The sequence below is a fragment of the Microbacterium sp. WCS2018Hpa-9 genome (genome assembly GCF_031843745.1).
In the GTDB taxonomy this organism is placed as follows: Bacteria; Actinomycetota; Actinomycetes; order Actinomycetales; family Microbacteriaceae; genus Microbacterium.
Genome location: NZ_JAVTIY010000007.1, coordinates 14,670 through 29,360, shown reverse-complemented (window position 1 = coordinate 29,360; position 14,691 = coordinate 14,670). Strand labels below are relative to the sequence as shown.

14 protein-coding genes are annotated in these 14,691 nt (G+C 65.8%); 6 read left to right on the top strand and 8 right to left on the bottom strand.

Translation table 11 applies throughout. The features are described 5' to 3' along the window. Nucleotides 1-159 precede the first annotated feature (159 nt). From RQG82_RS14840 to RQG82_RS14830, 3 genes are all read left to right on the top strand, one after another. A complete protein-coding gene (locus tag RQG82_RS14840; protein WP_053098491.1) occupies nt 160-933 on the top strand; it encodes a hypothetical protein in 774 nt (257 codons plus the stop codon). Further along, a complete protein-coding gene (locus RQG82_RS14835) occupies nt 849-1,568 on the top strand; it encodes an RES domain-containing protein (RefSeq protein ID WP_082297958.1) in 720 nt (239 codons plus the stop codon). The genes RQG82_RS14840 and RQG82_RS14835 overlap by 85 nt, the downstream gene beginning before the upstream one ends. A gap of 93 nt (nt 1,569-1,661) precedes the next feature. Further along, nucleotides 1,662-2,465: a hypothetical protein gene (locus RQG82_RS14830; RefSeq protein ID WP_139305205.1), complete on the top strand. Its 804-nt coding sequence runs from the start codon at nt 1,662-1,664 to the stop codon at nt 2,463-2,465. A gap of 451 nt (nt 2,466-2,916) precedes the next feature. On the opposite strand, the gene RQG82_RS14825 is transcribed toward RQG82_RS14830, so the two are convergent. Next, nucleotides 2,917-3,975, bottom strand: coding sequence for a magnesium and cobalt transport protein CorA (locus RQG82_RS14825; protein WP_311259814.1), 1,059 nt, complete (start codon nt 3,973-3,975; stop codon nt 2,917-2,919). A 317-nt stretch (nt 3,976-4,292) separates the two neighbouring features. Between RQG82_RS14825 and RQG82_RS14820 the strand changes: the two genes are divergently transcribed. Beyond that, nucleotides 4,293-4,871 (top strand): hypothetical protein, encoded by a 579-nt coding sequence (locus RQG82_RS14820; protein WP_311259813.1) that lies wholly within the window; start codon nt 4,293-4,295, stop codon nt 4,869-4,871. 217 nt (nt 4,872-5,088) lie between these two features. On the opposite strand, the gene RQG82_RS14815 is transcribed toward RQG82_RS14820, so the two are convergent. Continuing rightward, on the bottom strand, nt 5,089-5,664 hold the full coding sequence (locus RQG82_RS14815; RefSeq protein WP_311259812.1) for a DUF6611 family protein: 576 nt from the start codon (nt 5,662-5,664) through the stop codon (nt 5,089-5,091). Between RQG82_RS14815 and RQG82_RS14810 the strand changes: the two genes are divergently transcribed. After that, nucleotides 5,663-5,986: a hypothetical protein gene (locus RQG82_RS14810; protein ID WP_311259811.1), complete on the top strand. Its 324-nt coding sequence runs from the start codon at nt 5,663-5,665 to the stop codon at nt 5,984-5,986. The genes RQG82_RS14815 and RQG82_RS14810 overlap by 2 nt on opposite strands. Nucleotides 5,987-6,199: 213 nt before the next feature. Next, a complete protein-coding gene (locus RQG82_RS14805) occupies nt 6,200-7,111 on the top strand; it encodes a cation transporter (RefSeq protein ID WP_311259810.1) in 912 nt (303 codons plus the stop codon). Between the two features lie 205 nt (nt 7,112-7,316). Here RQG82_RS14805 and RQG82_RS14800 read toward each other — a convergent pair whose 3' ends face one another. The 6 genes from RQG82_RS14800 to RQG82_RS14775 all read right to left on the bottom strand — a co-directional run bounded on the left by RQG82_RS14800 (nt 7,317) and on the right by RQG82_RS14775 (nt 14,624). After that, nucleotides 7,317-7,925: a DUF305 domain-containing protein gene (locus RQG82_RS14800; protein ID WP_311259809.1), complete on the bottom strand. Its 609-nt coding sequence runs from the start codon at nt 7,923-7,925 to the stop codon at nt 7,317-7,319. A gap of 606 nt (nt 7,926-8,531) precedes the next feature. Continuing rightward, the gene (locus tag RQG82_RS14795; RefSeq protein WP_311259973.1) at nt 8,532-10,541 is read right to left on the bottom strand and encodes a heavy metal translocating P-type ATPase; all 2,010 of its coding nucleotides are present in this window, start codon (nt 10,539-10,541) and stop codon (nt 8,532-8,534) included. A gap of 140 nt (nt 10,542-10,681) precedes the next feature. After that, the gene (locus RQG82_RS14790) at nt 10,682-11,005 is read right to left on the bottom strand and encodes a heavy metal-associated domain-containing protein (protein ID WP_311259808.1); all 324 of its coding nucleotides are present in this window, start codon (nt 11,003-11,005) and stop codon (nt 10,682-10,684) included. Nucleotides 11,006-11,112: 107 nt separating this feature from the next. Then, nucleotides 11,113-13,383, bottom strand: a complete 2,271-nt coding sequence (locus RQG82_RS14785) for a heavy metal translocating P-type ATPase (protein WP_311259807.1) — start codon at nt 13,381-13,383, stop codon at nt 11,113-11,115. 69 nt (nt 13,384-13,452) lie between these two features. Further along, nucleotides 13,453-14,415, bottom strand: coding sequence for a heavy-metal-associated domain-containing protein (locus RQG82_RS14780; RefSeq protein WP_311259806.1), 963 nt, complete (start codon nt 14,413-14,415; stop codon nt 13,453-13,455). After that, complete coding sequence (locus RQG82_RS14775; RefSeq protein WP_311259972.1) at nt 14,412-14,624, bottom strand: heavy metal-associated domain-containing protein; 213 nt, start codon at nt 14,622-14,624, stop codon at nt 14,412-14,414. Before RQG82_RS14775 ends, RQG82_RS14780 begins: the two co-directional genes overlap by 4 nt. Between the last annotated feature and the right edge of the window lie 67 nt (nt 14,625-14,691).

The window sequence follows — 14,691 nt, the reverse complement described above, 5'->3', positions numbered from 1 at the left end:
TGAATGCGCGGACGATATGCCTCCTTCAGCGCCCTGCTCCCACGCCAGGGGAGCGCTTGACCGCTCGCACCTTGACACCTTCCTCGGATCCATACACGCAAAAGCGCGCGTAAGATAATGCGTGTACGCGCTAACCAGATGACGACGCGAGGAGGCCAGATGGCCGTGAAGAAAAGTCGCACCCGTGCCGCCTCGGCTCGCGTCGCCGGTCGCGAGGTCGCTGTGGGCCGCGGCACTGTGACAGGTCGATCCCTCGACGGGAACCCAAAGCTCGTCGTGGCGACCAAGGCCCCAGCAAAGACCGACGTACAAGCCGGTGTCGAGCGCCTTGCGCAGGTGGCGAAGACGTCAAACGTCGACGTATCCGTGTTCAACGCACTCATCGACGAGCTCGCCGATGCGATGACCGACCGTCAATCGACCGAACTGGGCCTCACAGAGCAGGAAGCCAACTTCCTGATCGAATCCGGCGATTTCACTCCGGAGGAGTTCGCCGAGGCATCCGCATTCGTCACCAGCGGCGGGCTCGCCAAGCTCGAGCGCGAGACTCACGTGCGCGCCCTCACCAATACGTACACCGCGTCCGAAGTTGCAGCGCTGCTCGGGATCGATGCCTCCAGTGTGCGTCACCGACAAAGCAAGAACACTTTGTACGGCTTCCGGGCCGGAAGGATCCGTCTCTACCCTCGATGGCAGTTCATTCCAGGCGAGAAGGTCTCCACGATCCCCCATCTCCCCCTGCTCGTTAGAGCAATCCCATCCGACTGGGATCCAGCCGACGTCGAAGGCTTCATGACAACGCCTCAGGATGACTTGCGGTCGACCGAGGACTCGGTCGACCCCAAGGAGTGGATGACGCCGATCGAGTGGCTGGCTGCCGCGAAGGACCCCGCACCCGTAGTGGGAATCCTCGAAGACGCCGACATCAGGTGAGCCCGTCGAGCGCGAAGGTCCCCGCAACGCCCCCGGCGTCGCTCACACTCGACGCCAGCGAGCACCTGAGAACATACGATGGGCTCCTCTGGCGGGTCTTCGCTACAAGGGGTGCTCATCCACAGGCGTGGGACGAGCTGCGGCACTTCGGGCCGGTCAGAACCATGCGCTTTGACCCGCATCCCGAGCCGCAGCAGCATCATGCCGATTATGGCGTGATGTACGTAGCCGCTGGATCTACAACAGCTCTCGGCGAGGTGTTTCAGAAGGGGCGGATTATCAACCGGCGCGCTCGTGGAAGTACCCTCGCGGCTTGGCGACCGACGCGGGAGCTTCGGTTGCTGGACCTCACCAGCAACTGGCCTGTGATCAACGGCACGACCTCTTCGATTCAGATGGGGCCCAAGCGATACACCCGGAACTGGGCGAATGCGATTCATGACCAGCTTGGGTCGAGCATCGACGGGCTCTACCATGTGTCATCGATCGACTTCGGCCCGATGGTGACACTGTTCTCGCCCGCCGAGGACTCGTTCCCCCAGCTGCCGTTGGTGCACACCCGCCTGGACTCATCCAGCGCGAACGTGTACCTCGCGAAAGCCGTGAAGAGACTCGGCTACCGCGTCAATAAGTAGGACCGCCTAGATGAGCAGGAGTCATTCGCTAAAGGCGAGACCGCGATTCTCGGTGTATCAGACGGCGTTCAATCCACCCGTACGCTCAGTGTTATGACAAAGCGTTCGACATTGCAGACTCTCGGCGGTGCCGTCGAAGGCTTCCGGGATTTCGCGGCGGCGATCAAGAGTGGAGTGCCCACGGTTCGACAGGGGTCGATGGCAGAGGAAGATCAAGCCCTCGCAGGAAACATCGTCATCCCTCACGCCATAGTCTCCGGGCTCGTCCTCACCGTTGCAGACCATGTATCCGCTTGGGCGGAGCTTGCCGCTAGCCCCGACGAGGACGTGTTGCTCCTCCACATGCAGGCTGACTACACGTTGTTCCGCCCGGTCTTGGAGGGGCTCGTGGAGGTCATCTGGATTCTTGACGGCACCGATTCCTCTACTAGAGTCCGCAGGGCACTCGAGATTGCTCGTATCGAGTACAGGCACGGGCTGAAGCTGACGAACGCTCTGCGCAAAGCGCGAACGCCGGATGACAAGACGGAACAGGGAATAGCAGCACTCGGGCGTTTTCTCAGGACCACGGCGACCAACCTCGGGTCTGATCCCAAGGACATTCTCAGCGCACCATTGATCGACCCCTCCTCGATCACAAGGAAGATAGCGAGTCGCGTTCCAGGCCCCACGCTGCAGACCTTCAACTATTGGGCAATTACTTCGGCTCACGCGCACGGGCAGTTCATCACCACTCTGCGCCACGCGATCGAGACCCCCCCATCTACACCTCAGATGGGCGGGGCTCTATACGAACCAGACGAGGAGTTGATTGCAAACCTCATCGAGTTCATTGGGGCGCTGCTCGAGATCGCAATCAAACTCCTCAACGAGCAGGGCTACGAACTTCGACGCTAGAGCTGTCGTTTCGGGGGATCGGGAAACGACGGGTCGAGGAGATGCACACCATCGAGATGCAGAAGTCTCGGAGGCGGACTGTCCGACCCCATCCGTATGATCGAAACAACCCGTCGCGGGTGCGGGATCGCGACGGAGTGGATCTTGCGCTTTACATCGGACTTAGTCCGATTACATCGCGATTCTGACACCCGTCCCATTCCGCATCCACCTGATCGCGAGCGGAGCAAGGCGCCGCGAGAACGCCACCATGAGAGACGTCGCAGGACTTTGGTCCCTACCGGGAGCCAGAGCGGGAGAGATACGTTGACCACAGGTCGCTTAAGACTGCGATCTGTGGGCCGGTGAAGCCCCCAGCGATACCGGCTCTGGTGGTCCTGAGGGTTCCCCAGACCTGACGGGACCGCCCTCCGTTCTCTGCCCAGCCCTTCGCCACGCGCGACTCCGACATCTACAGCCACCGTTTCCACTTGAACGTCACCCAGAGACCGACTCCGAGGCCCACCATGGTCAGGATCGACAGCGGGTAGCCCCACACCCACTCGAGCTCCGGCATGTGCACGAAGTTCATGCCGTAGATCGTGCCGACCAGTGTCGGGGCGAAGAGAATCGCCGCCCACCCGGTGATCTTCTTGATCTCGTCGTTCTGAGTGATCGCCTGCTCCGAGAGACGCTTAGTCTCGACGCTCTGCGCGAGCGACGCCTCCGAGAGCTCCCGCATCGCCTTGTTCTGCTGCTGCGTGACCAGCGTGCTGTGGACCGTCAGGGCGCTCTCCAGGAGAACGCGGAAGGCGTCGGCGCGTTCTGCGATGCGCAGGACATGATCGAGAACGTCGCGGTAGCGAGCTTGCAGCTCCTCATCAGTGCGGTACTTCTCGGCTCCGCGCAGCAACGCCTCGAGGATGCCTCGAAGGGGTGAGGTCGCTCGCTGAAATCCGATCACTTCGCTGAGGAGCTCGTAGATCCTTCGTGACACCGATTCGTCCCCACGGAAGAGTTCATCCTCGATCTCATCGATATCGTTCTCCAGCCCGGCGACGACCGGTGCATACCCATCGACGACTTCGTCCAGCACCCCGTACAGCACTGACTCGGGTCCGAGCCGGAGAAGCTCCGGGCGGGATTCGAGCCACCGGCGATTGGTCGACAGCTCAGGTCTGGCTGCGTGCCGGACGGTCACGACGAACGAGGGACCCACGAAGAGATGGATCTCTCCGAAGTGCACCGTCTCGGTGTCGTCCACGTACCACGCGGGTCGGAGGACGAGGAACAGAGTGTCGCCGTAACGTTCCAGCTTCGGGCGCTGGTGGCCCTTGCGAGCGTCTTCCACCGCGAGCGGGTGCAGGGAGAACTCTGCGGCGACGGATTCCAGTTCTTCGTCGGTGGGCTGGAACAATCCGATCCACGCCATCCCCTCGTGCTCCCGCAGTCGCTCATAGGTCTCTTCGAGATTGTCGGGGGTGCAGCAGCGCACGCCGTCGACGTAGATGCCGTTGTCGATGAGTGCCACGTCAGGTGAGCCTTCCGTCGAGAAGATGGGCGGCGGCCCACAGGGCGACAATCACACGCTGCAGTAGCACGGAGTCGGACTGCCCAAAGCGGGCGCCACTCCCGATCGAACACCCCGCCGCGACCCGGCAACGTCGCTCTAACGGAACACATACGCACACGAGGGCGACTCTCATGGCTCCCTCACGAAGCCCGGCTCTGACGGCCACTGCACACGTGAGCGACGCATCGGAGCGGCTCGTGAGCGAATCGGAAGGATGCGCATGAGTTCCGTAGGGGCACGTTCCCCGTGAGAGGGATGCGCCGTAGGACTGAGGCATGACCCTCACGGAGATCCTTCCCACCATGCGCCTGAGCATTCCCGACCCCCTCGCGATCGACCTCTGGCCGATGCACACGCACGCGATCGTCTCCGACGTCGTGGTCGGCGGAATCTCCCTGACCAGGCTCGTCGAGCTCAACGGCACGCCGGCGCTGCTCACCGGAGACCTCCCACGTCCGGGCATGCCCCGCGAGAGGGCTTTCGGCGGGGGGACCGACGTCACCGTCCTGGTGTTTCGGGTCACGCTCCGCGTCGACACGCAGGAGGATAAGCGCATCGCTCTGACCGACTGCACGTTCGACGGCGTCTCAGCGCAGTGGAGTGAATGTCGGCTGATTGGGCGCACCTCGACCAGCAGGAACGCGCGCACCGAACTCATCCCCGGAGACGTCGGCGGCGCCTCGTGGCCCCACCCGGTCGCGCTTCTGCCGGGCGACCTGAGGGAAGGCGACCTGCTCGCCGTTCCCTGTGCGGGCGCGATGACACTGCACGATGTGCGGCCCCGCCCGGCCGTCGCGGGCGGCGAACCCCGAGTGTCTCCTGCGCTGGCCGCCGCACGCGCGGACATCTCGTGAGCATCCTGCACAGCATCGTGTCGACATCCATCCTGGTGCGGCACAGGCTGAATGACCCTCGCCGTTCCGCACCAGACGACCCCCTCGCTCGTGACCGCAGCGGAGCCATCGCAGCGAGCCAGGCCCGATCACACGATCGTCAGGAGGACTCGGAAGACGACGATCGGCACGGCAGATGCATGAAGTGAACGCCCGTTCGGGGGCGATCTGGAGTGCTCTAACGATCGCTCTCGGCATCACGTCGTGCCGCCGGCGCTCCGACTGCCACGTCTGCGAGGAGCGCATCCATGTAGACGGAGACCCAGATGCGCTCGAAGGCGTCTGTCGTCATCACTCCGCGCCGCAGGTCGTCACATGCGGCCTGCATCACGGACGAGAGCACCGCAAGTGCTTCCTCGCGCTTCTCGTCATCGGGATGCGGACACAACCCCGACCGGCTCGACCACAATGCGATGGTGCGGCCGCGGACCGGCCGCGCTCTCCGCCACAGATAGATCCCTACGGGTGCGATGAGGGCGACGAGCACGATCGCAGACATCTCCGGCGATGCTCCCAGAGCGATCAGGAGCAGCCAGCAGACGGTCCCACCGCCCAGGGCGCTCGGAGCGAAGCAGGAGAACCGATGCGCCCACCGGCGCTCCCCATCCGAGGTATCCGGCGGGCAGACGACCAAGCGCGACGTCACTATGCCGTGCCGAGCCACCGTCTGCTGCAGGTATCCCCACCGAACAGGTCGAGACTTGCGCGCCTGCGTGTGAGTCAATCGAGCATCTGGGGCTTGTTCGAGGGGCATGCAGAGAAGAATCGAACATGCCGGTGGGTTGCACCAGGGCTCCGCACGAAACACATGCACCACCCGTCTCCACGGTGAACCCGGCACACGTGAGCATCTGGAGTTCAGCGCTCCCAGGCGGCGCGCCCTCACGGATGCCAGACTCGACCTCCGCGAGCACTCTCTCGCGTTCCGGCGCGAATACCTCGAGCATCTTCTCGCCGACTGGACGGTCGACGAGATCGTCTCCTTCGAGGGCCTGCTCACCCGGTTCGCGGCATCCGTCGCCGCGCACCCGCCACGCCCGAAACCGCTTCACGCCCCCGAGGGAGAACACCGATGAAGATCACCGTGCGCGGCGGCACCGGCCGCAGCGGACGTCTGCTGGTTGCCGAGCTGCTCGCCGACGGCCACGAGGTCACGGAGTGAGCCTCGTGGCACCCGGACGACTCGCGTCCTGATGACGTCGATGCACCGTTCCGCTACATTGCAAGTGTGCCGAGTCGGTGCGAGGCGAGCGGAGACCTGATGGAACCAGCGCCCGGGGGCGAAGGTGATGACCGGCACGCGTGAAGGCGCGAAAGCGGAGCAGCGCAGCCTCCGTGTGTCGATTGCACTGTCGGTCGCGCTGGCAGTGATCGCCCTGATCGTCGGCATGCTCTCGGGCACCCGCATCATCATCTTCGACGGCGCCTACATGCTCATCGGCCTGATCCTGTCGTGGGCGTCTTTGAAGGCCTCGACCACGGTGGCCGCGGGTCCCACGAGCCGGTTCCCGTTCGGGCGAGACGCTCTGGCGCCCTTCGTCGTCGCGATCCAGGGCGTCGCCATCGCCGGGACCCTGCTGTATGCCGCCGGAGACGCTGTGGTCGTGATCCGAGACGGCGGCTCTGCCGTGAACCCTGTCGTCATCGTGACCTATGGAGCCATCACCGCGGGCGTCGGGTGGTTCGCAGCGTCGTGGCTGCCACGCATCGCCCGCGGGTCGGATCTGGTCGTGGCAGAGGCGGCTCAGTGGCGCGCCGGAGCCGTGCTCAGCATCGTGATGGCAGCAGGTGCAGTCGCCGCCATGGTCATCGAGCGCACGGAGATCCGCGAGATCGTGCAGTACATCGACCCGATACTGGTGCTTATCTCCTGCGCGATCCTCGCTCCAATCCCGGTCCGGCTGATTCGCTCCGGGCTGAATGAACTGCTCGAGGGAGCACCTCCTGCCGCTGTGGCCGATGAGATCGCCCGGGTGGTCGCACAGGTCCGAGAGCGGTTCGCACTCGGTGAGCCCATCGTCCGATCGAGCAAAGTCGGTCGGAAACTGTATGTCGAGGTCGACTTCGTCGTCATGGCGTCTCAGTGGGACGTCAGCGAAGAGGACGACGTGCGACACGCGATCATCGATGGGCTGGCCCCTCTGGGGTTGGAGGTGTGGGCATCCATCTCTCTGACCACAGACCCCGGACTCACCGACTGAACGAGCACGAGCGATGCGTCGACAGCCGTCGTCTGCGCGATCCCCGGCTCACCGCCCCGAACGCTCCGAACACTCGCCTCGGGAGCAAGGTCGATGCGCCGCAGCAGCTGGGCGTTCAGTGACGGAGATCACCGAGCGTCGGGCACGATCGCGTGGACACGGATCGACGAGCGGGGCGCGGTAGATTCCGCACCCCGCTCATGGATCACAGGGTCGCGAGGATCTCCTTCATCGTCGCGATCTCTGTGGTCTGCGTGGCGATGATCGTCTCGGCCAAGGCGACGGCGTCACTGTTCTTACCGTCGTCGACTTCGTCCTGCGCCATGTCGATGGCGCCCTCGTGGTGTTCGATCATCTGCTCGAGGAACAGACGGCTCGCCTCGGCACCCGTGGCATCGTAGAGGGCTTGCATGTCCTCGTCGGACATCATGCCGTCGCCATGGTCCATGCCGCCCATGCCGCCCATGCCGCCCATGCCGCCCATGCCGGCGTCCCACTCTTCGAGCCACTGATCCATCGTCTGGATCTCGGGCTCCTGAGCGGCCTTGATCTCTTCGGCGAGCGAGACGACTCGCTCGTCGATGCCCTCTTTACTGAGGATGGTGTCTGACATCTCGACGGCTTGCTCGTGGTGCTCGATCATCATGGCGGCGAACATGATGTCTTCGGTGTTCGCGTCGGCGGGTGCGGAGGAGCCGCTGCCGTGATCCATGCCATCCATGCCATCGTCGGAGCCGGTGGTGACGACGCATCCGGAAAGCGCGAGAAGTGCGGTGAGTGTGAGCGCGGCCATCGCCGCGGGGCGGATTTTCATGAGTGTTCTCCAGGGGTCGGTGATGAGGCCCGACGGGTGCCGGTGCCAGGGGTGCGTTGCCTGCGAGGCAGGCTGGCGCGTCATCACGTGCGACTGATGCAGAGAACCGTGAGAGAGGGGGGTGGCGGTAGGTCGTGAGCACGAGCGTGCCTCTGGGGCGTCGTGGTGGCCGCGATCACGGTCAGCGGGGTGTGTCTCCAGCCGAGCCCTACCCGCCCGAACAGGATTGTGGCGACCAGCAGCGCGAGCACGCATGCCATCCACGTCATCGGGTCGCCGCCACCGCACGTCGCACACCCTTCGGTTGTCGCCGGTGTGCTCGGCGACAGGGCGGCGGATGCGGCGGATGAGGCGTCATGATGATGCTCGGGTGCTCCGGACTGCATGCTGACAGCAACCGTGCCATGATGGCTGGCTGTCGATGCGTGCGAGTTGAAGGAGTGCATTGCGAGGAGCCCGGCGATGATTCCCAAGGAGATTGCAAGGGCGGCCAGGACGGCGCGGGTGAGCGTGCGCGGTCCCCGCACCTGTCGTGCGACATCGATCAGTGACATACTCACCTCCCGTTCTGCTCAGCCTACGTCCGTCGCCCTGACTAGTCCTCACCTACTTGGCTGTCACCGCGTCGGGGCGCAGATCCAGTCGGCGCAGCAGTTGCGCGTTGAGCGCGACGACGATGGTCGACAGTGACATCAGCAGCGCGCCGACGGACATCGGCAACACGAACCCGATGGGAGCGAGCACGCCGGCGGCGAGTGGGACGGAGAGCAGGTTGTAGCCGGCGGCCCACCAGAGGTTCTGCTTCATCTTGCGGTAGCTGGCGCGCGACAGCTCGATCACCGAGAGCACCGACCGGGGGTCGTCGCTGGCGAGGATGACGCCGGCGGAGGCGATCGCGACATCCGTCCCGGCGCCGATGGCGATACCGACGTCGGCCTGCGCGAGGGCGGGGGCGTCGTTGACACCGTCTCCGACCATCGCAACCTTGCGTCCCTCGCCCTGCAGTTCCTTCACCTTCGAGGCCTTGTCCTCCGGTCGCACCCCGGCGAAGTACCGGTCGATGCCGAGCTCACCCGCCACCGATGCGGCGACAGCGTCGGCGTCACCGGTGATCATGACCACCTGCAAGCCGCGCTCATGGAGGGCCTCGACTGCGTGACGCGACTCCGAGCGGATCTCATCGGCCAAGCGAAGGGCACCCGCGACCTGACCGTCGACGAGCACGTGGAGGATGATCGCACCCTCATTGCGCCACTCATCGGCGACCGGTAGCTCGGAGGCGTGCTCATGCTCGAGCATGTACGGGCCGCCCACCTGCACAACGTGTCCGTCGACACGTGCACGGACCCCGACCGCCGGGGAGGATTCGAAGTCGGCTGACGAGGGGACCGGGAGAGTCTTCTCCTTCGCCGCGTTCACGATCGCGCGAGCGAGAGGGTGTTCGGAGTCGGCTTCCGCGGCCGCGGCCCAGGCCAGCAGCTGGTCGGGATCGGTCCCGACGACCGGGTCGATCGCGGTCACCGCGGGGGTGCCCTTGGTGAGAGTGCCGGTCTTGTCGAACAGGACGGTATCGACGGTGCGCATGCTCTCCAGCGCGAGACGGTCTTTGATCAGCACGCCCCCACGGGCGGCGCGCTCTGTCGCGATCGACACGACGAGCGGGATAGCCAGACCGAGCGCGTGCGGGCAGGCGATCACCAGAACGGTGATCGTGCGGATAACCGCGGCGTCGGGCATGCCCACGACGGTCCAGACGATCGCAGTGATCGCGGCAGCGCCGAGCGCGAACCAGAACAGCCATCCCGCCGCCTTATCAGCGAGCCGCTGCGCCCGCGAGGATGAATTCTGCGCCTCGGTCACCAGCTTCTGGATCCCCGCGAGAGCGGTGTCCTCACCGATAGCGGTGATCTCGACCCGCACACCGGAATCGGTAGCGACGGTGCCGGCGATGACCTGGTCGCCGTCGCTGCGGCGCACGGGCCGGGACTCGCCGGTGATCATCGACTCGTCCATGCTGGCCGAGCCCTGCACGATCCGTCCGTCCGCGGGGACCCGCCCGCCGGGGCGCACCACCACCACGTCGCCCACCAGCAGATCAGACGGGGCGACCGTGACGGTCGTATCGCCCTCGATCTTCTCCGCCTCATCGGGCAGCAACGCAGCCAGGGAGTCCAATGCTGAGGTCGCCTGTGCCAGGGATCGCATCTCGATCCAGTGACCGAGCAGCATGATCACGATCAGCAGCGCCAGCTCCCACCAGAAGTCCAGCTCATGGTGGAGCACACCGAGGCTCGCGCCCCAGGACGCAAGGAACGCCACCGTGATCGCCAGGGCGATCAGCAGCATCATTCCGGGCTTGCGTGCTCGGAGCTCACTCACGGCGCCGGTGAGGAACGGGGTCCCACCCCACACGTACATGACGGTTCCGAGAACCGGGGATACCCACTCGACCCATGCGGCATCGGGCAGCGGGTACCCGAGGATCATCGAGAACATCGTCGAGAACCCGACAACAGGGACCGCGATGATCAGCATGATCCAGAACAACCGCCGGAACTGGCCCACGTGATCGCCGTGACCGGCGTGTTCTTGAGGAGCGCCGTGGTCGTGGCTCATCGCCGCGTGGTCATGCTGCTCCGTCGGCGCGGTGCCGTGATTCTCGCCCGCGGTGTGATGGGTGTGCTCGTCGTGCTGGCTCACCAGAACTCCTTGTTCGATGCGCCCGGGGTCGAGCCGGGTGCGGACGGATAAGTGAATCAGGCCTGGCTGGTCGCGAGGCTGTAGCCGGCCTCTTCGACCGCAGACCTCACGGCCGCGGGGTCGACAGGGGCGGTGCTGTGAATCGTCACTCGGGACGCGCCGCCGACGTTCAGGTCGACAGCGACGGATTCGACACCGTCAAGCGCGCTCAGTTCCTCACTGACGCTCGACACACAGTGCGAGCACGTCATTCCCGTGATCAGTACGTCCTCCGAGACCGGGGCCGCCACAGGAGCGGATGCCTCGATGTTCGAGGGGGCGGCGCAGCACGCGCAACCAGCGTTCGCGTCCTTCAGTTCGAGTTCGATGCGGTCAGTCATGGTGGGCTTCTCCAATAGTTCGACGGATGGTTATGAACGGACCAGGCGAGCGATGGCGTCGTCAGCTTCGCGGGCCTTCTCCGCGTCGCTGCGAGAGACCATGCGTGTCACCGCGTGATGACGCTTCGGAACCCGCGCAGGCGCAGGCTGTTTCCGACGACGAAGACGCTCGACAGCGCCATCGCCGCGCCGGCGAGCATGGGGTTGAGCATTCCGAGCGCGGCGACCGGGATCGCCGCGACGTTGTACGCGAACGCCCAGAACAGGTTGGTCTTGATCGTTCCGAGCGTCTTGCGCGACAGTCGGATCGCATCGACCGCACTGCGCAGGTCTCCGCGCACCAGGGTGATGTCGGATGCTTCGATCGCGACGTCCGCCCCTGTGCCCATCGCGATGCCGAGGTCTGCCTGCGCGAGTGCGGGCGCGTCGTTGACGCCGTCACCGATCATCGCGACGACCTTTCCTTCGCGCTGCAGCCGCGTGACGACGTCGACCTTGTCTTTCGGCAGGACTTCGGCGATGACCTCGTCGATGCCGACCTCTGCCGCGATCCGCCTGGCGACCGCGTCGTTGTCGCCGGTGAGCAGGATGGGAGTCAGCCCGATCTCCTTGAACTGGGCGATCGCTTCGGCGCTGCTGGCCTTCACCGCGTCGGCCACGACCAGGATGCCTCGCGCCTGCCCGTCCCAGCCCACCGCGACGACGGTCTTGCCCTCGCCCTCGGCGCGGGCCTTCGTCGATGCGAGCTCGCCGCTCAGCGTCTGCGACCACTCGGCGAGCAGCGAATCCCTGCCGACGAGCACAGCGTGACCGTCGACGATCCCCTGCACTCCCTTGCCCTCGATGTTCGCGAAGTCCTCGGGCGTCGGCAGCGCGCCGACCTCCTGCGTCGCACCCTTGGCGATCGCCTGGGCGATCGGGTGCTCCGAGGCATCCTCCAACGCGCCGGCCAGTCGCAGGAGCTGGGTGCGATCGGTGCCGGGCTCGACGACCACGTCGACGAGCGTCATCTTGCCGGTGGTGACAGTGCCGGTCTTGTCGAGCACGACGGTGTCGATCCTGCGGGTGGACTCCAGCACCTCCGGGCCCTTGATGAGCACTCCCATCTGCGCCCCCCGCCCGGTGCCGACCAGCAGCGCGGTGGGGGTCGCCAGGCCCAGCGCGCACGGGCACGCGATCACGAGCACGGCGACCGCCGCGGTGAACGCCGCCGTCACGGGGAACCCCGCGCCGAGCCAGCCGCCCAGTGCGACGACGGCGATCACGATCACGATCGGCACGAAGACGCCCGAGATCCTGTCGGCGAGACGCTGAACCTCGGCCTTCCCGGTCTGCGCGTCTTCGACGAGCTGCGCCATCTGCGCCAGCTGCGTGTCAGAGCCGATGCGGGTGGCGCGCACCACGAGCCGGCCGCCGACGTTCGTCGTGGCACCGGTGACGGTGTCGCCCTCTGCGACCTCGACCGGCACCGCTTCGCCGGTGAGCATCGACGCGTCGACGGCCGACGTGCCCGAGACCACCACGCCGTCGGTCGCGATCTTCTCGCCCGGCCGCACGACGAACTGATCTCCCACCTGCAGGTCCTCGACCGGGATCTTCGTCTCGACGCCACCGCGCAGCACGGCGACGTCCTTCGCGCCGAGCTCGAGCAGGGCGCGCAGGGCTGCACCTGCCTGCTTCTTCGACCGCTTCTCGAAGTATCGACCGGCGAGGATGAACATCGTCACCCCGGCGCCGACCTCGAGGTAGATGTTGGCTGCCCCGTCGGACGGAGCGAGTGCGAACTCGAACGGGTGGGTCATTCCGGGGGTGCCGGCCGTGCCGAAGAACAGCGCGTACAGCGACCACAGGAATGCGGCCGACGTGCCCAGGGAGATGAGCGTATCCATGGTCGCGGTGCCGTGCCTGAGGTTCATCCACGCGGCCTTGTGGAACGGCCATGCCGCCCAGAGGATGACCGGAGACGCGAGCGCGAGCGAGGCCCACTGCCAGTAAGTGAACTGCAGCGCCGGGATCATGGCCATCGCGATCACGGGCACGGTCAGCACGATCGAGCCGATCAGGCGGTTGCGCAGCGACAGCAGCTCAGGGTCTGCAGCGCCGGCATCTCCGTCCGCCGCCTGGTCGCGCGTGCGGCCCTTCGGGGCGGGGATCGCCGCCGAGTATCCCGTCTTCTCGACCTCGGCGATCAGCGCCGCCGGGTCGTACCCATCGGGGACGATGACCTTCGCCTTCTCGGTCGCGTAGTTGACGGTCGCCACGACACCCTCGAGCTTGTTCAGCTTCTTCTCGATGCGCATCGCGCAGGAGGCGCAGGTCATGCCGCCGATCTCCAACTCGACACCTGTCCCCGCGCTCGGGGGTGCTGACATGCTCATGTTCGTTCCTTCTGTGGCTTGTAGCTGGGGGCCACAGCGATCAGCTGCGGCAGAGGTGAGGCTCGACGGTCAGTGCCCGTCGTCGTGCGCATCACCTTCGGGCTCTGTCGTGCCCTCTGCGTGAGCGGCGTCGAGCACGAACTCGGCGGTGTGCACCGTGCCGTCCACCTGGAAGTCGAGGTACAGCAGGTATCGACCCGCGGTCGGCGCTTCCGCGACGAACGCGATCTCCGGCCCCGACGTCTCGCCCGCTTCGGGTTCGTCACCCGCGGCGTGCACATGCAGATAGGCGAGGTCGCCGTCGCGCAGTGCGACGAGGTGACCGAATGCCCCCAGATACGGCTCCAGTGCGGTGACCGGTCGACCGTCCTGCGTGACGGTGAGGGTGAGATCCCGTGCTGTGCCCGCTTCGAGGTCGCCGTCGAGCGAGACCGTGAAGCCATCGACCTGAGCGATCCGAGTCGGGTGCGGCACGACGGGTGCGAACTCGCCGGCCACCTGAACAGTGCGCGTGAGAGTCAGCGAAGCGGCGTCCGCCTGCGCGGGGGTGAAGTCCGCGAAGACGCGGTAGGTTCCGGCTTGCGTCCATTCCCAGGGCAGCGACCACGTTCCCGTGGCCTCGTCGAGCACCGGATGCACGTGACGGAACTGGCTCCCGTCTGATCGCACCACGATCAGGTGCAGCTCCTTGTCATGCGCGGTCGCATAGTCCGTGACCGGGGTGCCGGCGGCATCCTCGATGCGGAATGCCAGCTCACCGGCTTCGCCCGGCGATGCCGGCGCCTCGATCGCCGACAGCACATATCCGTCGAGGCCGAGCGAAAGGCCCTTCAGATCGTCTGCAGCGGCACTCGCCGAGCCATCCGCGCCGGCAGCGCTCTCGACGTGACCATCGTGATTGTTCCCTTCCGCACCCTTCGTCCAGTCGCTGACCGCGTTCGCGGGAACGATGACGCCGGCGAGCCCGAAGGCCGCGCCGAACGCCACCACGAGGCCGGCCCCGAAGAGGCCGAGCCGTGCGCCGGCGTTCATGCCGTCCGCACCGCCGAATAGCCTGCCTCTGCGACCGCGGCGAGGATCTGCGCATCGTCAACCGACGCAGAGCCGGTGACGACGAGCTTTCCGGTCTGCGCGCTCACCTGGATGTCTTCGACGCCGGGGACTTCAGAGACCTCTTCGCGGACCGACATCTCGCAGTGCCCGCAGGTCATGCCCGTCACCTGGAACTCGTTCTTCGTCATCATGTCTCCATCTCTCGTACCTAGTACCCCAGGGGGGTATTATGGATAAGCGTATACCCTCTCCGGG

Excerpts from the sequence above, each read along its gene's own strand:
- RQG82_RS14840 (WP_053098491.1), top strand. The coding sequence starts at position 160 with ATGGCCGTGAAGAAAAGTCGCACCCGTGCCGCCTCGGCTCGCGTCGCC.
- RQG82_RS14830 (WP_139305205.1), top strand. The coding sequence starts at position 1,662 with ATGACAAAGCGTTCGACATTGCAGACTCTCGGCGGTGCCGTCGAAGGC.
- RQG82_RS14820 (WP_311259813.1), top strand. The coding sequence starts at position 4,293 with ATGACCCTCACGGAGATCCTTCCCACCATGCGCCTGAGCATTCCCGAC.
- RQG82_RS14810 (WP_311259811.1), top strand. The coding sequence starts at position 5,663 with ATGCAGAGAAGAATCGAACATGCCGGTGGGTTGCACCAGGGCTCCGCA.
- RQG82_RS14815 (WP_311259812.1), bottom strand. The coding sequence starts at position 5,664 with ATGCCCCTCGAACAAGCCCCAGATGCTCGATTGACTCACACGCAGGCG.
- RQG82_RS14805 (WP_311259810.1), top strand. The coding sequence starts at position 6,200 with ATGACCGGCACGCGTGAAGGCGCGAAAGCGGAGCAGCGCAGCCTCCGT.
- RQG82_RS14800 (WP_311259809.1), bottom strand. The coding sequence starts at position 7,925 with ATGAAAATCCGCCCCGCGGCGATGGCCGCGCTCACACTCACCGCACTT.
- RQG82_RS14795 (WP_311259973.1), bottom strand. The coding sequence starts at position 10,541 with ATGAGCCACGACCACGGCGCTCCTCAAGAACACGCCGGTCACGGCGAT.
- RQG82_RS14790 (WP_311259808.1), bottom strand. The coding sequence starts at position 11,005 with ATGACTGACCGCATCGAACTCGAACTGAAGGACGCGAACGCTGGTTGC.
- RQG82_RS14785 (WP_311259807.1), bottom strand. The coding sequence starts at position 13,383 with ATGAGCATGTCAGCACCCCCGAGCGCGGGGACAGGTGTCGAGTTGGAG.
- RQG82_RS14780 (WP_311259806.1), bottom strand. The coding sequence starts at position 14,415 with ATGAACGCCGGCGCACGGCTCGGCCTCTTCGGGGCCGGCCTCGTGGTG.
- RQG82_RS14775 (WP_311259972.1), bottom strand. The coding sequence starts at position 14,624 with ATGACGAAGAACGAGTTCCAGGTGACGGGCATGACCTGCGGGCACTGC.